Below are 17,700 nucleotides of genomic sequence, written 5' to 3' on the forward strand. Positions count from 1 at the left end.
TGGACTTAAGGTTTTTCATTTTTTACTATTCCTCCAATTATTAAGGAATATATTAATCCAATTAATGCATACATAACAAGTGTTACTGGAAAAACAATAAATGGATTCATAAATTTTTTAACCATCCCAAGTCCCATTTCAAGTTCTTTTGATGTTATATTTGGATTTTGTTTAATCATTTGTTCTTTGGTGATATCCATCATTTCATTTATAAAATCAGGAAAAATGAAATTAAAAATAACACTAAAGACGGCATATGTTAAGCCAGCAATAACCGTAATAGAAACGCCGGTTTTTAAAGATTCAGAGAAGGATATAAATCCATTGTTTATATTTTTTTTGTAATTTGTGCAACCTAAATATATAAACAATAGTGGCAAAATCAGATAATTTGCAATGTTTACAATTGTTCCTACGCTTGTATTTACTAGCGATTTCATGCCTATAACGTACATGATAACAAATTCTAAAATCATAATAACACCGAACAAAATACCATAAGGCGTGCCTGACTTTGCAGGAGATACTTTTACATCCATAAACTTATGTTTAATTAATCCACAAATATAGTAATTCCCACTATAATCGAATATAAAAAAAGCTTTTCGAAATAAACTAAAAAAAAGTAAGCTAACTGTTTGTTTATTAAAAAAGAATTGTAAATTTGCACACTCAAAAATAATTAAATTTTTAAACAAAAAAGAGTAGTATTTGTTTACACCTTTTTCTAGCCATGAAAAAGCTTCAAAATGAAAATGCTCTAAAACAATAAATAAAAGAAAAGATGAAAAAAGGAATTCACCCAGAAAATTACAGATTAGTTGCATTTAAAGACATGTCTAACGATGAGGTTTTTATCACTAAATCTACTGCAGATACAAGAGAAACAATTGAAGTTGACGGAGTTGAGTATCCAGTTGTAAAAATGGAGATTTCTAGAACATCTCACCCATTTTATACTGGTAAATCTAAACTTATCGATACTGCAGGACGTATTGATAAATTCAAAACTAAATACGCTAAACACGCTAAAAAATAATAGCTGTTTTACATTATACAAAAGCCTTCCAAACTCTGGAAGGCTTTTTTTATGCGTTAAATATTACTTTCCGTTAATATGGTTTTGAATTAAAACAGTAAAATATTTGTAACTTTGAAGCCAGGTAACCAAATCAAATTTTAACAAACACTCAATTATTTATGAACTACATTCTTTTCGACGGTCCCGTTCGGAATGCTTTATTACCTTTTACTTTTACTAGACCTGTAGCTGATATTTTAGTCGGAATTATGACGATTCGCCAGAAATGGGAAAAATACCTAGGTTCGACAATCACTACCATAACAGAGGAATATTTATCGGAGAAATTTCCAATGGTCGAATTAGAAGAAAACGTAATGATCAATGCAGCGTATTTGCCAAATGATGCTCTTGCAGAGATGGTTTCTAATTTAACAGAAAACCAAGCAATCTTTAAAGGCGAAGATGTAATTGCATTTTTTGCAAGCGAAAATCAGGAAGAAGTCGATTTTGATTCTTATGAAATTATTCAATACAACGAAGATTGTATAACAATCGAACATACTTGGGATATTTTCTCTAAAAATGATGCCGCAATCCGTCAGGATTTTAAGTACTTGACTGAAGATCGCACTTCGCGACCAATTCCTAAAAGTGTAAATGTAATAGCACCAGAAAATATTTTTATCGAAGAAGGAGCAAAATTAGAGTTCGTAACTTTAAATGCTTCAACGGGTCCTATATATATAGGTAAAAATGCTGAAATTATGGAAGGAACTGTAATTCGAGGGCCATTTGCTTTATGCGAAAACGCTATGGTAAAAATGTCGGCTAAGGTTTATGGGGCAACAACTGTTGGGCCAGGATCTAGAATAGGCGGCGAGGTTAAAAACTCAGTTCTTTTTGCTAATTCTAACAAAGGACACGAAGGGTTTTTAGGTGATTCTGTTTTAGGAGAATGGTGCAATATCGGTGCAGATTCTAACAACTCGAACCTAAAAAACAACTACGAAGAAGTAAAATTATGGAGCTACGAAACAGAAGGTTTTGCTAAAACAGGACTTCAGTTTTGCGGTTTAATGATGGGAGATCATAGTAAATGCGGAATCAACACTATGTTTAATACAGGAACTGTTGTTGGTGTAAGCGCTAATATTTTCGGAAGCGGATTCCCTCGCAATTTTGTTCCAAGTTTTTCTTGGGGTGGCGCGGCAGGATTTACAACTTATGTGACTAAAAAAGCTTTTGAAACTGCAAGGTTGGTGATGAGTCGAAGAAATATAGAGTTTGATGCAACAGAAGTCGCAATTATGGAGCATATTTTTGAAGAAACTAAAAAATGGAGAAAAGACTAATTAGATAATTGGTCAATTTGACAATGAGATAATTTTTGTAACCCGACAGGTTTTAGAGACTTGTCGGGTTTATTTTTTTCAGCCACAGATTAAAATTAAAAAGATCAAAAAATCTGTGGAATCCTATAATCTGTGGCTAAAAATTATTTGTCAATCTTAATAAAATCTTCTTTCAGGTTGAATTTTAATTCTAAACCGTTAGTAAGTTTCGCTTCATAACCAGAACTTCCAATTTCTAATTTGGTTACTTTTTCCTTAGGAAAGTTTGATTTGATGTAAGAAGCAATTTTTTTAGGAACAATAGATTTTGGAATTTTAGAGCTATTGCCGTCAACTTCTTTCCAGTTTCCTTTTTTATCGAATTCAATTTTTATTTCATCTCCAAACTTAACTTTGTATTCTGTAGAAAGAATTTCTTTGTCTTCTAATATGTAGCTCGGTTTTTTTGAGCCAAAATGCGTCTTTAAAAAAGCTTGAGCATTTGCTGGTAAAGCTTCTTTTTTGATTACAGTTTTTTGTGCATTTGCAGAAAGTCCAAATATTAATCCTGCAATTAAGTAAATAGTCAGTTTTAATTTCGTTTTCATATTTTGCTGATTTTTAAAATTATAGTACAAGGTAAGATTAAAAAATTGAAATATGAGAAAACCATTTGGGTTTCGTTTGTCGCGATTTAGGTATTATTTAAGAGGTCAGATTATCTAATTGACACATTTTCAAAATTATCTAATTTTCAAATTGCCTAATTATCTAATTAAATTATCTTTGCAAGACGAAAAAAATGGGTAGTCTACTAAACGATTAACCGATTAAACAAATTAACAAAGACAAATGATTACAGTTAACGATATTTCGGTTCAGTTTGGCGGAACTACACTTTTTAGCGATGTTTCTTTTGCTATAAATGAAAATGATAAAATTGCCCTTATGGGTAAAAATGGTGCGGGAAAATCTACACTTTTAAAGATAATTGCTGGTGTAAATAAACCTTCAACAGGAAGCATTTCGTCTCCAAAAGAAGCTGTAATTGCTTACTTGCCACAGCATTTGCTTACTGAAGATGGCGCAACAGTGATGGAAGAAGCATCTAAAGCGTTCAGTGAGATTTTTACAATGAAAGCAGAGATAGATGAAATCAATGAGCAATTGACAGTTCGTACTGATTATGAAAGTGATGAATACATGAAATTAATCGAAAGAGTTTCTGACTTAAGCGAGAAATTTTATGCTATTGAAGAAGTGAATTACGAAGCTGAAGTTGAGAAAATTCTAATTGGTTTAGGTTTTGAGCGTGAAGATTTCGCACGTCAAACTTCAGAATTTTCAGGAGGATGGAGAATGCGTATTGAGTTGGCTAAGATTTTGTTGAGAAAACCAGATTTGATTTTGCTAGATGAGCCTACTAACCACATGGATATTGAAAGTATTCAATGGTTAGAAGATTTCTTATTGACTCAAGCAAAAGCAGTTGTGGTAATCTCGCACGATAGAGCGTTTGTAGATAATATTACAAACCGAACTATCGAAGTTACGATGGGAAGAATTTACGATTACAAAGCGAAATATACTCATTATTTAGAATTAAGAAAAGACCGCCGTATCCATCAGCAGAAAGCGTATGATGAACAACAGAAAATGATTGCTGAAAATCGTGCTTTTATTGAGCGTTTCAGAGGAACATTTTCTAAAACAGATGCAGTTCAGTCTCGTGTCAAAATGCTTGAGAAACTTGAAATAGTAGAGGTTGATGAAGTTGATACATCTGCATTGCGTTTAAAATTCCCGCCAGCGGCACGTTCTGGTCAATATCCTGTTATTGTAAAAGAAATGTCTAAAGCTTACGGAGATCACGTAGTTTTTAAAGATGCAAACATCGTAATCGAACGCGGACAAAAAGTGGCTTTTGTTGGAAAAAATGGTGAAGGTAAATCGACAATGATTAAAGCAATCATGAAAGAAATTGGCGTTGATTCTGGAAGTGTTGAAATCGGTCATAATGCGCAAATCGGATATTTTGCTCAAAATCAAGCGGCATTATTAGATGAAAATGCTACAATTTTTGAAACAATTGATAGTATTGCGGTTGGAGATATTAGAACGCAGATCAAAAATATTTTAGGCGCTTTCATGTTTCAAGGAGATGATATTACAAAGAAAGTAAAAGTGCTTTCTGGAGGTGAAAAAACGCGTTTGGCAATGATTAAATTATTGTTGGAGCCAGTAAACTTGTTGATTCTGGATGAGCCTTCAAATCACTTGGATATGAAAACCAAAGACATTATTAAAGATGCTTTACGTGATTTTGATGGAACTTTAATCTTAGTTTCTCACGACCGTGATTTCCTTGACGGATTAGCTACTAAAGTTTTCGAATTCGGGAATAAAAGGGTTAAAGAGCATTTTGAGGATGTAGCTGGTTTCTTAGCACACAAGAAAATGGATTCTATGAGAGAAATAGAGAAATAGTATCTTTTCAATAAAAAAATTAAAGGGCATAAGTTTCATTACTTGTGCCTTTTTTTTTGCTGTAATATTAATAACAGTATTTTAATGCAATTTTTTTTACATAAAATCTCTTTTTTTGTTATTTTAGTATTCCCATTTCGCATTGACTATAAGCAGTTAAGTTTTTTGATCTCAAGAATAAAGAGCTGATTTTTAAATCACTATATAAGCATTACTGTTTCATTTAATTTAAGCCTATGAATAAAAGTCTACTAATGCCATTTTTGTTCCTTTTCCTTACAGCTCCATTTTTTTTGCATGCCCAAGGAGATTTGAATCAGGGAGCTGATAAAAAAGAAACCGAAGAAGTAAAATATCCGCAATTTCAATTAAAAGGCCTTCTTCAAGCAAGATATTTAGAGAGTTTTGGAGATAATGTAGACGTTTTAGGAACGCATCATTCAACAGGAGATGCAGTTCAAAGCTCTTTTGATATAAAAAGAATGCGTGTCGGATTGAATACCAAATTAAGCGAAACTACAGAAATTGTAATTCTGGTCAATTTAGCCGATTTTAAATCAGATCCAAAAGGTAAAGTTCTGGAGAATGCCTACGGAAAATATACTTTTAATAAATATATAGCCTTAACAGGAGGGCAGTTTCGACCTGCCTTTGGTATTGAGGAGCTTGTTCCTGTAGATATTATTAAATCTTTCGATTTTTCAAATCAGTATTATGAATTTGGAAAAAATGGATGGACAAGTTTTCAGATAGGAGCATCGGCAACAGGAGCTTTTGATGTAGGGAAAATTCCAGTGAATTATGCTGTTTCGATTTTAAATGGAAATGGAAAAAATACGGAAATGGATAAAGACAACGGAAAACAGTATTCTTCAAGATGGGTTTTTGGTTTGTCAAAAGAACATAAAATTAATCTAGGTTTAAATGGAGGTTTCGGAAAAGTCTTTAAAGAAGATGTTTTTGCATTTGGAGCCGATATTACCAGCGATTTTAAATTGACCGATAAACTTAGTTTTGATTTACAGATAGAATTTAAGCAAGGAACAAACCATAATTTATATTATTCTTTACCAGTTGAGGCTCGAACAGACAATGTAGCCGATTATCAAATGCGAGGAATATATTTTCTGCCAAATTTTAGATACGAGATAAATTACAATAAACTTACAGCGCTTGAAGTATCTTGTCGCTATGAATCTTTTGATCCGAGTTACAAAATCGATTCAAATGTTCGAAAAACTTACACGCCAATGGTTAGTTTAGAATTCGGAAAATCGTACACAGGCCGTATCGAAATGGGATTTGAAATTGACAGATTTGATAAAAGTATTCCAGATACATCAACCTATAACGATAACCTGTTTTTAATTCAATTGCGACTTAGAATTTAATTCACTTAATTTTTGTTTTTATGAAAGAAGTAAAAATTCCTCAGACTTTAATTACGCTGGCAGTTTTAGTTGCCATTTGGTTTATTCCAGCGCCAGAAGGTGTTGTTCCAGAAGCTTGGCATTTATTTGCCATTTTCGTGGCTACTATTTTAGGAATCATCTTAAAAGCGGCTCCAATGGGAACTATGTGTATGATAGCAATTGCTTTAACGGCAATGTCTCAGGTTTTGGCTCCTGGAGATCCTGGAAAGTCGATAACAATGGCATTAAGAGGATTTGGCGATAAAGTAATCTGGCTGATCGGAATTTCGTTTTTCATTGCACGAGGATTTATAAAAACAGGTCTTGGAAATAGAATTGCTTTTCTATTCATAAAAATATTCGGAAAAAGTTCTCTTGGACTAGCTTATGGTTTAGGATTGGCAGATTTGGTTTTAGCGCCAGCTGTTCCGAGTAATACCGCTAGAGGAGGAGGAATCGTTTATCCGATTATGAAATCAATGTCGATGAGTTTTGGCTCAATGCCCGATAAACCAGAAACACATAGAAAGCTCGGAGCATATTTAACTTTGAATAGTTATAATATGAATTTGATTGCATCTTCTATGTTTTTAACAGGAACGGCAAGTAACCCTATGTGCCAGAAATTTGCACTTAATTTAGGGATAAAAATAACTTGGATGTCTTGGGCAGCAGCAGCGATTGTTCCAGGATTATGTGCTTTTATTGTAATTCCTTTTGTTTTGTATAAAATCTATCCGCCAGAATTAAAGAAAACCGGTGATGCGCCACAGCTTGCCATGCAGAAATTGAAAGAAATGGGTGCCATTACAAGAGACGAATGGATGATGTTGCTGACATTTTTTATTCTGCTTTTCTTGTGGATGACGGGAGATTTGTTTTCTATTGATGCTACAACAACAGCTTTTATCGGATTAGTGATTTTGCTCTTAACTTCAGTTTTAACTTGGGAAGATGTAAAAGCCGAAAAAGGAGCTTGGGACACTATTGTGTGGTTTTCTGTTTTGGTAATGATGGCGAGTTCGCTTAACGAATTAGGTTTTATAGCGTGGTTCAGTGACTTGGTAAAAGCGCAAATTGGCGGATTAAGCTGGCAAATGGCTTTTCCGATTATTATATTGGTTTATTTCTTTAGTCATTACCTTTTTGCAAGTGCAACTGCGCACGTTGCGAGCAATGTACGCAGCCTTGCTTGGTGTTGGGGTTTCGCTTGGAATTCCAGGACTATTGCTCGCATTTATGCTTGGTTTTGTCGGATCTCTTTACGGAACTTTAACTCATTATGGTCACGGTCCGGCACCCGTATTTTTCGGGAGCGGCTACGTTGACCTAAAGAGCTGGTGGGTCAAAGGGCTTATAACCGGTTTGGTTATGCTCTTAATTTATATGGTAATTGGAGGATTATGGCTCCGACTTATTGGATATTTTTAAATTCTAATTCCAGGAGGAAGTAGTTCTTTATATCTAGGATTTTTTTTAAAAAACGAAACAATTTTTGGGTGAATAGGAACTACTCTGTAATTTTTTTCAGAACTTAAGTCTAAAACATTTTTAAGTAAAGTGTTAATTGTTTCTTCGTTTTCGTACGAATCAGGCTTTTTGATTTTGGTTAAGAAGATTTTTTTCTCTTGAAATTGATACTCAACTGCTAACATTCCTTCAGGGATGACAGTTTCGAATTGGCGTGCAAATGTGTTGTCTTTGATTTCCATAGTTACAGATGTTTCCATAGTAATTTCTTGTTAGGTTATTGGTAAATAGTGAATTTGGGCCCCAAAACATTCTTGAAAGAAAATTCTTTATAAGGTTTAAAATCAAAAAATATTTGGAAATGCAAAGGTAATCATTTGATTTTCAATATTGAATTATTTTTTGCAACTATAAAGTTTAAGTTATTGTTTCAAAGTTTTATTTTTTTCGAATCTCTGTAAAATAGGTCTGAAATTTGATTATCATGATATTAAAAAAAGTAACTTTATTTTTTTAGAATAAATGTATTAATGGTAATTTCATTTTAATGTTATGAGTAAAATTCCAGTTTATTTTATGCCAGGTTTGGCGGCGAGTTCATCTATTTTTGAAAGAATAAAATTGGATGAAACTGTTTTTGAAATGCATCTTTTGGAATGGGAAATTCCGAATCCGAAAGAATCTTTATCTGATTATGCGCTTCGAATTAGTAAAAATATAAAAGATGAAAATCCTGTTTTAATTGGAGTTTCTTTTGGCGGAATTCTAGTGCAGGAAATTTCTAAACATATAAAAACACGAAAAGTAATTATTATATCGAGCGTTCGAAGCAATCTGGAATTTCCGAGAAGAATGAAAATAGGAAAGACTACTAAAGCTTATAAGTTAATCCCGATGCAATTAATTTTAAATATTGAAAAATTGGCTAAATTTTCTTTTGGCGAAAAGGTTAATAAGAGGATTAAATTATACGAGAAATTTTTATCTGTGCGCGATTTAGGTTATCTGCAATGGGCTGTAGAAAGTGTAATTCTATGGGATCGCGATAAAATTGATGAAAATGTAGTACATATTCACGGAGATAAAGATGATGTTTTTCCGATTAAATATATTGATAAATGCATTTTAGTTAAAGGAGGAACTCATATTATGATTCTCAATAAGTATAAATGGCTGAATGAGAATTTGCCTTCGATAATTTTGGAATAAAATTCCAATTTTTAAATTCCAAATTCCAATACTTTGAGGATTTGTAATCTTTGTTAAAGTTTTAAACTTATACAAAGATGTATTTAAGAAAATGTGCAAGCAATCTTGTCATTTCGAGCGTAGCGAGAAATCTTCGCAAGTAGCTCGACAAAGATTGGTAATTTACTTTGCGGAGTTTCTTGCGGAGATTCCTCGTTCCTCGGGATGACAAACTATATGGAAAATCTTTAGTGGAGAATAAATCTGAAATCTAAATTCAATAATCTACAATAAAAAAATCCCAAACTCCTTTTGGAATTTGGGATTTTTAATATTGTAATTTAGAAAATTAGATTTTCTTCATTTGTTCTTTCATCATCGTGATTTGCTCTTTCAGCATGCCTTGCTTGTCTAATTTTTTAGCTTCGTTAAGTAAATTAGTCGCTTCCAATTTTCTTCTGCGTGACATTGCAACTCCCGCAAGGTTTAATTTAGCTACTGCTAAATCCATATCCATTGATAGTCCAAGTTCGATTGCTTTTTTGAAATGTTTCTCTGCTTGGTTAATATTGGTTTGAGATAACATAATGCCTTGTAAGTAATTTAAGTATCCTTGCTGTTTTCTTACTAATGCACCTTCTGGATTTTTGATATATGATAACCATTTATTAGCCCCTGCAAAGTCTTGTTTTCTTAATTTAAGGAAAGCTAAAAGGATAAATTCGTTTTTAAAATAAAGAAAAATTGGAATTGCAGTCAGTAAGATAAGGAATATACCATTCCCAATATTACTCTCTGTAAATTGCCAAATGCCCGCCACTACAAGAAGTCCGGCCAAAATAAGTTTAATATTCTTGTGAAACATAATTATTGTAAATTTGTGATTGCAAAGATAGTAAAAGGAATTAAAAATATTTTTATAAAAGTGCTTGCCAGAAAAAAAAGTCTTTGTATATTTGCACTCGGTTTTTGAACAACGATATCCAAAACCAAATAAACGAGTTAATAGATACCATTTTTAAAGATACAAAGCAATGAGCAAAAGAACATTTCAACCATCGAAAAGAAAAAGAAGAAATAAGCACGGATTTATGGACAGAATGGCTTCTGCGAATGGAAGAAAAGTTCTAGCGCGTAGAAGAGCAAAAGGAAGACATAAATTAACTGTTTCTAGCGAGCCTAGACACAAAAAATAATGTTTGTATAAACATACATAAGGCGATTACTTTTTTAGTATCGCCTTTTTTTATACCTTGTCGGTAAAAATTTTCTCAACTTTCTAGTTTTTAACGCACTAGAACAGTTTTTTAAAATCGTAAATAACTACACAATACATACAAAATGCCTAAAGACACATCAATAAAATCAGTTTTAATTATAGGTTCAGGACCTATTGTTATTGGCCAAGCTTGCGAATTCGATTATGCGGGATCTCAATCTGCACGCTCGATTCGTGAAGAAGGAATTGAGGTTATCTTGATTAACTCGAATCCAGCGACGATTATGACCGACCCATCTATGGCCGATCATATTTATTTGAAACCTTTAACGACAAAATCGATTATTGAAATTCTTAAGGAACATCCACAAATTGATGCAGTTTTGCCAACAATGGGAGGACAAACTGCTTTGAACTTGTGTTTGGAAGCTGAGGAAAAAGGAATCTGGCAAGATTTCGGAGTGAGATTAATCGGTGTTGATGTAAATGCTATTAATATTACTGAAGACAGGGAACAGTTTAAACAGCTTTTAGAAAGAATTAATGTGCCAACTGCACCTGCAAAAACAGCTACTTCTTACCTTGAAGGAAAAGAAATTGCTCAGGAATTTGGTTTCCCGCTTGTAATTCGTCCTTCGTTTACATTAGGAGGAACTGGAGCAGCTGTGGTTTACAAAAAAGAAGATTTTGATGAGCTTTTAACTCGTGGACTAGAAGCTTCTCCAATTCACGAAGTTTTAATTGATAAAGCTTTGATGGGATGGAAAGAGTACGAATTAGAGCTTTTAAGAGATAAAAATGACAACGTTGTAATTATCTGTTCTATCGAAAATATGGACCCAATGGGAATTCATACTGGAGATTCTATCACGGTAGCACCAGCGATGACATTATCTGATACAACTTTCCAAAAATTACGTGACTACGCTATCTTAATGATGAGAAGTATCGGAAATTTTGCTGGAGGATGTAACGTACAATTCGCAGTTTCACCAGACGAAAAAGAAGATATCGTAGCAATCGAAATTAACCCTCGTGTATCTCGTTCTTCTGCATTAGCATCAAAAGCGACTGGATATCCAATTGCTAAAATTGCTTCTAAACTAGCTTTAGGATACAATTTAGATGAATTGCAAAACCAAATTACAAAATCGACTTCGGCTCTTTTCGAACCAACTTTAGATTATGTAATCGTAAAAATACCACGTTGGAACTTCGATAAATTTGAAGGTTCAGACAGAACTTTAGGTCTTCAGATGAAATCTGTAGGTGAGGTTATGGGAATTGGACGTTCTTTCCAAGAAGCACTTCATAAAGCAACTCAATCTTTAGAGATTAAGAGAAATGGTTTAGGTGCTGACGGAAAAGGATACAAAAATTACGAACAAATTATCGAAAAACTAACTTATGCAAGTTGGGATCGTGTATTCGTAATCTACGATGCAATTGCAATGGGTATTCCATTAAGCACAATTCACGAAATTACAAGAATCGACATGTGGTTCTTGAAGCAATACGAAGAGCTTTATACTTTAGAAAAAGAAATCTCAAACTACAAAGTTTCTGATCTTCCAAAAGAATTATTACTTGAGGCAAAACAAAAAGGTTTTGCAGATAGACAAATCGCTCACATGATGAGTTGTTTAGAAAGTGAAGTGCACACTTTACGTATGAACATGAACATCAACCGTGTATTCAAATTGGTTGATACGTGTGCGGCTGAGTTTAAAGCTAAAACACCATATTACTACTCAACTTTTGAGGCAGAAATCGAAAAAGCAAATGGAGAGCGTTATGTAGATAACGAAAGTATCCTGACAGATAAAAAGAAAGTAATCGTTCTAGGTTCTGGACCAAACAGAATTGGACAAGGAATTGAGTTTGATTATTCTTGTGTACACGGAGTTTTAGTCGCAAAAGAATGCGGTTACGAAACAATCATGATCAACTGTAATCCTGAAACGGTTTCTACAGACTTTGACACAGCTGATAAATTATACTTCGAGCCAGTTTTCTGGGAGCATATTTATGACATCATCCAACACGAAAAACCAGAAGGTGTAATTGTACAGTTAGGTGGCCAAACAGCTCTTAAATTAGCAGATAAATTATCTAAATACGGAGTGAAAATCATCGGAACTAGTTTTGATGCACTTGACTTAGCAGAAGACAGAGGAAGATTCTCAGATTTATTGACTGAATTAAATATTCCTTTCCCAAGATTCGGAATCGCTGAAACGGCTGATGAAGCTTCGAAATTGGCTGATACTTTAGATTTCCCACTTTTAATTCGTCCTTCTTATGTATTAGGAGGTCAGGGAATGAAAATTGTAATCAACAAAAAAGAGCTTGAAGAGCACGTTATCGATTTGTTGAAAGCAATTCCAGGAAACAAATTATTACTAGATCACTACTTAGCTGGAGCAATCGAAGCTGAAGCTGATGCAATCTGTGATGCTGATGGAAATGTTTACATCATCGGAATTATGGAGCACATTGAGCCTTGTGGAGTTCACTCTGGAGATAGTAACGCAACATTGCCTCCTTTTAACTTAGGAGAATTTGTAATGCAACAAATTAAAGATCATACGCATAAAATTGCTAGAGCTTTAAAAACTGTAGGTTTAATCAATATTCAGTTTGCGATTAAAGATGATACAGTTTACATCATCGAGGCAAATCCAAGAGCTTCAAGAACGGTTCCGTTTATTGCAAAAGCTTACGGAGAGCCTTATGTAAACTACGCTACAAAAGTAATGTTAGGTCACAATAAAGTAACTGACTTTGATTTCAATCCACAATTAAAAGGATACGCAATCAAACAACCAGTTTTCTCTTTCAGCAAATTCCCGAACGTAAACAAAGCGTTAGGACCAGAAATGAAATCGACAGGAGAAAGCATCTTGTTTATTGATGACTTAAAAGACGATCAATTCTACGAATTGTACTCTAGAAGAAAAATGTATTTGAGTAAATAATCTCAGATTTTAATATAAAAGAAAAGCTCCAATGAAAATTGGAGCTTTTTTTGTTTTATACGTTTTGATGTTCCGTAGGAACATTTTGTTGGTAGTAGAAATATTGTGTTGTTGTCGTTGTTACGTTCCGTAGGAACGTAAATAGTGCTATTAGCTGTTTTTTTTCTACCGATGAGACATTCCTACGGAATGAAAGCTAGATATAAAAATACAAAGTTAAAGTTGTGTTTCATTAAAAGGATAAAATAACAAAGGGGCTGTCTCAGTATTTGAAGCAGCCCCTTTAGTATTTTAATTATAAATCCTATTCGTTTTGATTAAAGTTCATGTTGTCTCTTGTATTTTTTTGTACTGAAATAGCACCAAATAATGCTAGTAGAAAGGCAAAGGCATAAAAACCTTTTTCGCTTGGAAGAATCGTTGCATTCCATAATCCAACAACTAGAAGAACGATTGATAATAATGTTCCAAACCAGCAGATTCCGTAATAAATATCAGTAACAGGAAGTTTTTCTAATCGATCTCTTACGCTTTTTTGTAAAGAGACAACGGCAAAAAGTCCGAACATTAAAACAGTGAAATAATATCCTTTTTCGTTTAAAAGCATTTCAGCTCTGGCAAGTCCAACAATAAAGCCAACTGTTCCTGCTCCAAGGGCAACCCAAGATGCCGCGATAAAGGCATTTGATGTTTTTTGTATCATAATTTATTATTTTGGTAAGAAGCAAATATAATTAAATTAGATTCAGGACAAAACAAATAGCAATTGTTTTGTTCAGTAAAATCTCTCAAATAAGCAAAAAGAAAAAGCTCCAATTATGGAGCTTTTCTCATTTAAAAAGTAAGATGTTTTTATTTTTTAAGCAATTGTTCTAAAGGTTTTAACTGTTCCATGTCTATTTTAGATTTCTGTAAAACAGACATTAAAGTCATAATGTTATTTGGATTCATATTTTCGCCTAAAACACGAACTACTGCAAAGCCATTTTCTTTTCTGTTGGCGAAAATAACAAACTCTTTAATATTGTCATCACTTCCAACATAGCTTACAGTAGCACCATCTTTGCCGGAACCAATTTTCATTAATTCTTGATATTTCGGATCTTTTAATATGGCTTTTACTTTGTTTCTTTCTGTTTCAAATTCTGCCTGATTGTTTTGGTCGGCTTTAAAAGCGAGAATATTCATTTTGTCAAATGAGTTTAAAGCTTTACTTTGTTCTGCTGATAAAGACGTTTGATCAACATTTAGAATAGTTGGCGAAACATCTAATGCTATGAAATCTTTTTTCTCCGAATTCTCAACAAAATATTTTTGTAATGTTGGTTCAGAATTACAGCTTCCTAATGTTAGGAGAGCTGTAACTGCTATGATGAAAATATTTGTTCTCATGTTATTTTTTGCCTTTAGAAGCTTTCTTTAAGTCTGTTCCTCCAGGAAGTTGCATTTTATCTGTTAATACTGAAATTTCGTTTAAATCAAAATTACCAGTTAAAGATAATAAAACAGTTTCATCGTTTTTTGCACCGTCAACATACATTAAAAGCTCTTTTATTTGAGTGTCTGTAGCTCCAGATTTTACCATTATTCTAACGTTTTTCCCGCTATCATTTACACGCATTAATTCTTCTAAACCAGCAGTTTTTACATACTTATCGGCAGTAGCTTTCATATCGGCTTCGATTTTTGGGTTTTTAGTGGTAAAGACTTTTAAGTAATCTAACTTTTTGATTAGAGCAATATATTGTTGCGTCTCTTTATCAGAAGCGTCAACTTTTACTTTACTCATTAAATCAAACATTTTTTTATTTACAATTACCGAAGTCACATCATCTTGACCGTCAAATTTGTCAAAAGCACCTTGTGCGTAAAAAGTTGTGGTAACAAATGCGAATACTAAAGTTATAATGAAATTTTTCATGACAATTTTTTGTTTAATTACTGTTTAAAAATTTTGTTTTTTGATTGTTCATATTCGTTAATGTATTGCACACTTTCAATACCTACATTAACATGTGTTGATAATAAGGCCAAAGCTTTTTGCGTAGCTTTCAAGGCTTCTTCAGGATTGTTATAGGTTCCTAATTCTGTTTGCGAAGCTACTGCAGTTGTATCTTTTTGCTCGCTCATAAAAAAGTAGGTTCCAATTCCTAGCAAAACAACAACTGATGCCGCAATCGATAACCACGCTACATTGCGTTTCTTAGATTGTAGTGGAATTTCATACGTTGATTTTTGTTCTTTTGCTTGAGAGAAATAGTTAAACATAGGTTTGTATTGCTCCAAATGCTTGCGCAACATTGGATGAAGAAAAATATTCTTTTAATTGATTTTCTTCGGCAATAGAAGTTTCTCCCTGAAAGTATTTTTCTAATATCTCTTCTATTTTATTTAGTTCCATAAAGGTGTGTATTTGTCATTGATTCTCTAATTTTTTTCTTGCTCTCGAAAGCGCCACTCGTATTGCCGTTTCGTTCATATTTACGATTTTGGCTATTTCTTCAAATTCATATTGTTCTACATCTCGAAGCTGAATTAATAATTGCAGTTGTTCTGGCATTTCATTTATAATTTTTTCGACCCATTCTAAACTATCTTGATCTTCTAGTTTTTTATCCAATTGTGGCTGCCGATCGGTAAAATTGTTATGAACAATCTGCAGATTACTGGCTCTTTTAGATTTTAATTGATCAAGACAATAATTTTTGGTCATGGTCATTGCCAATGCTTCGACGCTATTATAGTTCTCTAAATTGTCTTTTTTGTTCCATAATTTTACCATTACTTCCTGAGTTGCATCTTCTGCTTCTTCAGTACTTGTAAGCAATCTTTTTGCCAGACGAAAAACTTTGTCTTTAAAAGGATTTATTAATTCTATAAATACAACTTGGTTCATTAATCTGATGGTTAATCGTTAGCTTATATATTCAAGACGAGGTGTAATTATATTTGTTACAACAAAAAAGAAAATATTTTTTATATAAAAAAATACTGCTTGATCGATGAAGCTAAAACTAAAGATACTACTTTTACGTTATTCATAATATAGATAACCTACACGATATGAAAACAACTTTAAAGAGCGTTCTTTTTCTCTTTTTATTCGCATTTTCCTTGCAATCTTGTGAAGATCAGGATGATGTTGCAGCTCCAGCAGACTTACAGATTAATAATTTTATTTGGAGAGGATTAAATGAAGTCTATTTATGGCAACAAGATGTGCCAAATCTAGCCGATGGCCGTAATCTGCAACCCGATTTTAATCAGTTCTTAAGAGGGTATTCTAAGCCCGAAGATTTATTTGAAGCTTTATTGAACAAACCGGTAAGTAAATATCCAAATGGAGACGCAATTGATCGTTTCAGCTGGATTGTTGAAGATTATACTGTTTTGGAACAGGAACTAAGCGGTGTCACAAAAAATAATGGTGTAGATTTTAGATTGAGTCGCGTATCTTCAGGATCGAATGATGTGGTAGGTTTTGTGCGATATATTATTCCAAATTCAGATGCTTCGACTAAAGCAATTAAACGCGGTGATTTATTTACAAGTGTGAATGGAGTAAAACTTACTGTTTCTAATTATCAAGATTTATTGTTCAATAAGGATAGCTATACGCTAAACTTGGCTGATTATAATGGTAGCGGTTATGTTTTGAACGGAAAATCGGTTGATTTGACAAAAACTGTTTTAGAAGAAAACCCGATTTTAATTAGCAAAGTGATTCCTTCGGGAGGTCATAAAATAGGTTATTTAATGTATAATGGCTTTTATTCAAGCTATGACGATAAATTAAATCAGGCTTTTGGCGAATTGAAAACACAAGGAGTTACCGATTTAATTCTAGATCTTCGATATAATGGAGGAGGAGCCGTTCCTTCAGCAATTAGACTTGCTAGTTTGATTACAGGGCAATTTGATAATCAGGTTTTTGCTAAAACGCAGTTTAACACAAAGTGGATGAAAGATATGACTGCTGATGATTTAGAAAGTCTGAATTACAGATTTGTAAATAATATTGATGGTAAAGCTTTAAACAGTTTAAATTTAAGTACGGTTTACATTATTGCCACTGCAAGTACAGCATCTGCAAGTGAATTGGTTATTAATGGATTAGCACCTTATATTAATGTAGTTCAGATTGGAGAAACTACAACAGGTAAAAATGTTGGTTCGTATACTATTTATGATTCTGAAACTTTGTTTACTAAAAAAGGAATCAATGCAAATCATAAATATGCAATGCAACCTTTGGTTTTTAAAATCTCAAATTCTGCCGGTTTTGGAGACTATACTCAAGGTTTACAGCCTACTTATCCGCAGAAAGAATATTTGGATACTTATGGTGTTTTAGGAGAAACATCTGAGCCTTTGCTTAATTTGGCTATTTCAAAAATTACGGGATCTACTGCTAAAACAATTTCTAATGATTCTGGACTGGATCTGCCTTATTTAACTGATTCAAAAATCATAAACGGATTAAGACACGGAATGTATTTTCAGAATGCTCCAAAGAATTTTTAATAAAAATCTAATAAATAGAAAAGGCTTTCATTTCTGAAAGCCTTTTCCATAAAAAACAAAAACTAAT

At 33.1% G+C, this 17,700-nt stretch carries 15 protein-coding genes and 3 pseudogenes; 9 read left to right on the forward strand and 9 right to left on the reverse strand.

Features of this window, described 5'->3' with window-relative positions; genetic code table 11:
* Positions 1-5 precede the first annotated feature (5 nt).
* Positions 6-539, reverse strand: a complete 534-nt coding sequence (locus P5P87_RS21510) for a DUF4199 domain-containing protein (RefSeq protein WP_278020569.1) — start codon at positions 537-539, stop codon at positions 6-8.
* A gap of 245 nt (positions 540-784) precedes the next feature.
* Here P5P87_RS21510 and P5P87_RS21515 point away from each other — a divergent pair, with 245 nt between their 5' ends.
* Both P5P87_RS21515 and P5P87_RS21520 read left to right on the forward strand, forming a co-directional pair.
* Positions 785-1,039, forward strand: coding sequence for a type B 50S ribosomal protein L31 (locus tag P5P87_RS21515; RefSeq protein ID WP_111363726.1), 255 nt, complete (start codon positions 785-787; stop codon positions 1,037-1,039).
* A 161-nt stretch (positions 1,040-1,200) separates the two neighbouring features.
* Positions 1,201-2,376: a GlmU family protein gene (locus tag P5P87_RS21520; RefSeq protein ID WP_278020570.1), complete on the forward strand. Its 1,176-nt coding sequence runs from the start codon at positions 1,201-1,203 to the stop codon at positions 2,374-2,376.
* Between the two features lie 143 nt (positions 2,377-2,519).
* Here P5P87_RS21520 and P5P87_RS21525 read toward each other — a convergent pair whose 3' ends face one another.
* Positions 2,520-2,963, reverse strand: coding sequence for a PepSY-like domain-containing protein (locus P5P87_RS21525; protein WP_278020571.1), 444 nt, complete (start codon positions 2,961-2,963; stop codon positions 2,520-2,522).
* A gap of 244 nt (positions 2,964-3,207) precedes the next feature.
* On the opposite strand from P5P87_RS21525, the gene P5P87_RS21530 reads away from it, so the two are divergent.
* From P5P87_RS21530 to P5P87_RS21540, 3 genes and pseudogenes are all read left to right on the forward strand, one after another.
* The gene (locus P5P87_RS21530; RefSeq protein ID WP_278020572.1) at positions 3,208-4,842 is read left to right on the forward strand and encodes an ABC-F family ATP-binding cassette domain-containing protein; all 1,635 of its coding nucleotides are present in this window, start codon (positions 3,208-3,210) and stop codon (positions 4,840-4,842) included.
* Between the two features lie 236 nt (positions 4,843-5,078).
* Positions 5,079-6,233: a porin gene (locus P5P87_RS21535; RefSeq protein WP_278020573.1), complete on the forward strand. Its 1,155-nt coding sequence runs from the start codon at positions 5,079-5,081 to the stop codon at positions 6,231-6,233.
* A 20-nt stretch (positions 6,234-6,253) separates the two neighbouring features.
* A pseudogene (locus P5P87_RS21540) lies at positions 6,254-7,685 on the forward strand (anion permease).
* Here P5P87_RS21540 and P5P87_RS21545 read toward each other — a convergent pair.
* Positions 7,682-7,984: a GNAT family N-acetyltransferase gene (locus P5P87_RS21545; protein ID WP_233074199.1), complete on the reverse strand. Its 303-nt coding sequence runs from the start codon at positions 7,982-7,984 to the stop codon at positions 7,682-7,684. The pseudogene P5P87_RS21540 and the gene P5P87_RS21545 overlap by 4 nt on opposite strands.
* A gap of 292 nt (positions 7,985-8,276) precedes the next feature.
* On the opposite strand from P5P87_RS21545, the gene P5P87_RS21550 reads away from it, so the two are divergent.
* Positions 8,277-8,933: an alpha/beta hydrolase family protein gene (locus P5P87_RS21550; protein ID WP_278020574.1), complete on the forward strand. Its 657-nt coding sequence runs from the start codon at positions 8,277-8,279 to the stop codon at positions 8,931-8,933.
* A 328-nt stretch (positions 8,934-9,261) separates the two neighbouring features.
* On the opposite strand, the gene P5P87_RS21555 is transcribed toward P5P87_RS21550, so the two are convergent.
* A complete protein-coding gene (locus P5P87_RS21555) occupies positions 9,262-9,777 on the reverse strand; it encodes a DUF2892 domain-containing protein (protein WP_198858193.1) in 516 nt (171 codons plus the stop codon).
* A gap of 169 nt (positions 9,778-9,946) precedes the next feature.
* Here P5P87_RS21555 and rpmH point away from each other — a divergent pair, with 169 nt between their 5' ends.
* Together rpmH and carB are read left to right on the forward strand one after the other, a co-directional pair.
* On the forward strand, positions 9,947-10,108 hold the full coding sequence (gene rpmH, locus P5P87_RS21560) for a 50S ribosomal protein L34 (RefSeq protein ID WP_008464848.1): 162 nt from the start codon (positions 9,947-9,949) through the stop codon (positions 10,106-10,108).
* A 145-nt stretch (positions 10,109-10,253) separates the two neighbouring features.
* Positions 10,254-13,109, forward strand: coding sequence for a carbamoyl-phosphate synthase large subunit (gene carB, locus P5P87_RS21565; protein WP_278020575.1), 2,856 nt, complete (start codon positions 10,254-10,256; stop codon positions 13,107-13,109).
* A 304-nt stretch (positions 13,110-13,413) separates the two neighbouring features.
* On the opposite strand, the gene yiaA is transcribed toward carB, so the two are convergent.
* The 5 genes and pseudogenes from yiaA to P5P87_RS21590 form a co-directional block, all read right to left on the reverse strand.
* Positions 13,414-13,812, reverse strand: a complete 399-nt coding sequence (gene yiaA / locus P5P87_RS21570; RefSeq protein WP_278020576.1) for an inner membrane protein YiaA — start codon at positions 13,810-13,812, stop codon at positions 13,414-13,416.
* A 149-nt stretch (positions 13,813-13,961) separates the two neighbouring features.
* Positions 13,962-14,501, reverse strand: a complete 540-nt coding sequence (locus P5P87_RS21575; protein ID WP_278020577.1) for a DUF4252 domain-containing protein — start codon at positions 14,499-14,501, stop codon at positions 13,962-13,964.
* Position 14,502: 1 nt separating this feature from the next.
* Entirely contained in the window at positions 14,503-15,030 is a 528-nt protein-coding gene (locus P5P87_RS21580) for a DUF4252 domain-containing protein (protein WP_198858190.1), read from the reverse strand.
* A 17-nt stretch (positions 15,031-15,047) separates the two neighbouring features.
* Positions 15,048-15,510 (reverse strand): annotated as a pseudogene (locus P5P87_RS21585) (hypothetical protein).
* A pseudogene (locus P5P87_RS21590) lies at positions 15,497-16,005 on the reverse strand (RNA polymerase sigma factor). Before P5P87_RS21590 ends, P5P87_RS21585 begins: the two co-directional pseudogenes overlap by 14 nt.
* A 167-nt stretch (positions 16,006-16,172) precedes the next feature.
* Here P5P87_RS21590 and P5P87_RS21595 point away from each other — a divergent pair.
* Positions 16,173-17,633, forward strand: a complete 1,461-nt coding sequence (locus tag P5P87_RS21595; RefSeq protein WP_198858187.1) for a S41 family peptidase — start codon at positions 16,173-16,175, stop codon at positions 17,631-17,633.
* Positions 17,634-17,700: the final 67 nt, after the last annotated feature.

It is taken from the genome of Flavobacterium ginsengisoli, from assembly GCF_029625315.1.
Taxonomy (GTDB): domain Bacteria; phylum Bacteroidota; class Bacteroidia; order Flavobacteriales; family Flavobacteriaceae; genus Flavobacterium; species Flavobacterium ginsengisoli.

Coding starts and splice junctions, on each gene's coding strand:
- rpmH (WP_008464848.1), top strand. CDS start 9,947: ATGAGCAAAAGAACATTTCAACCATCGAAAAGAAAAAGAAGAAATAAG.
- P5P87_RS21510 (WP_278020569.1), bottom strand. CDS start 539: ATGGATGTAAAAGTATCTCCTGCAAAGTCAGGCACGCCTTATGGTATT.
- P5P87_RS21595 (WP_198858187.1), top strand. CDS start 16,173: ATGAAAACAACTTTAAAGAGCGTTCTTTTTCTCTTTTTATTCGCATTT.
- P5P87_RS21520 (WP_278020570.1), top strand. CDS start 1,201: ATGAACTACATTCTTTTCGACGGTCCCGTTCGGAATGCTTTATTACCT.
- carB (WP_278020575.1), top strand. CDS start 10,254: ATGCCTAAAGACACATCAATAAAATCAGTTTTAATTATAGGTTCAGGA.
- P5P87_RS21550 (WP_278020574.1), top strand. CDS start 8,277: ATGAGTAAAATTCCAGTTTATTTTATGCCAGGTTTGGCGGCGAGTTCA.
- P5P87_RS21515 (WP_111363726.1), top strand. CDS start 785: ATGAAAAAAGGAATTCACCCAGAAAATTACAGATTAGTTGCATTTAAA.
- P5P87_RS21525 (WP_278020571.1), bottom strand. CDS start 2,963: ATGAAAACGAAATTAAAACTGACTATTTACTTAATTGCAGGATTAATA.
- yiaA (WP_278020576.1), bottom strand. CDS start 13,812: ATGATACAAAAAACATCAAATGCCTTTATCGCGGCATCTTGGGTTGCC.
- P5P87_RS21530 (WP_278020572.1), top strand. CDS start 3,208: ATGATTACAGTTAACGATATTTCGGTTCAGTTTGGCGGAACTACACTT.
- P5P87_RS21555 (WP_198858193.1), bottom strand. CDS start 9,777: ATGTTTCACAAGAATATTAAACTTATTTTGGCCGGACTTCTTGTAGTG.
- P5P87_RS21575 (WP_278020577.1), bottom strand. CDS start 14,501: ATGAGAACAAATATTTTCATCATAGCAGTTACAGCTCTCCTAACATTA.
- P5P87_RS21535 (WP_278020573.1), top strand. CDS start 5,079: ATGAATAAAAGTCTACTAATGCCATTTTTGTTCCTTTTCCTTACAGCT.
- P5P87_RS21545 (WP_233074199.1), bottom strand. CDS start 7,984: ATGGAAACATCTGTAACTATGGAAATCAAAGACAACACATTTGCACGC.
- P5P87_RS21580 (WP_198858190.1), bottom strand. CDS start 15,030: ATGAAAAATTTCATTATAACTTTAGTATTCGCATTTGTTACCACAACT.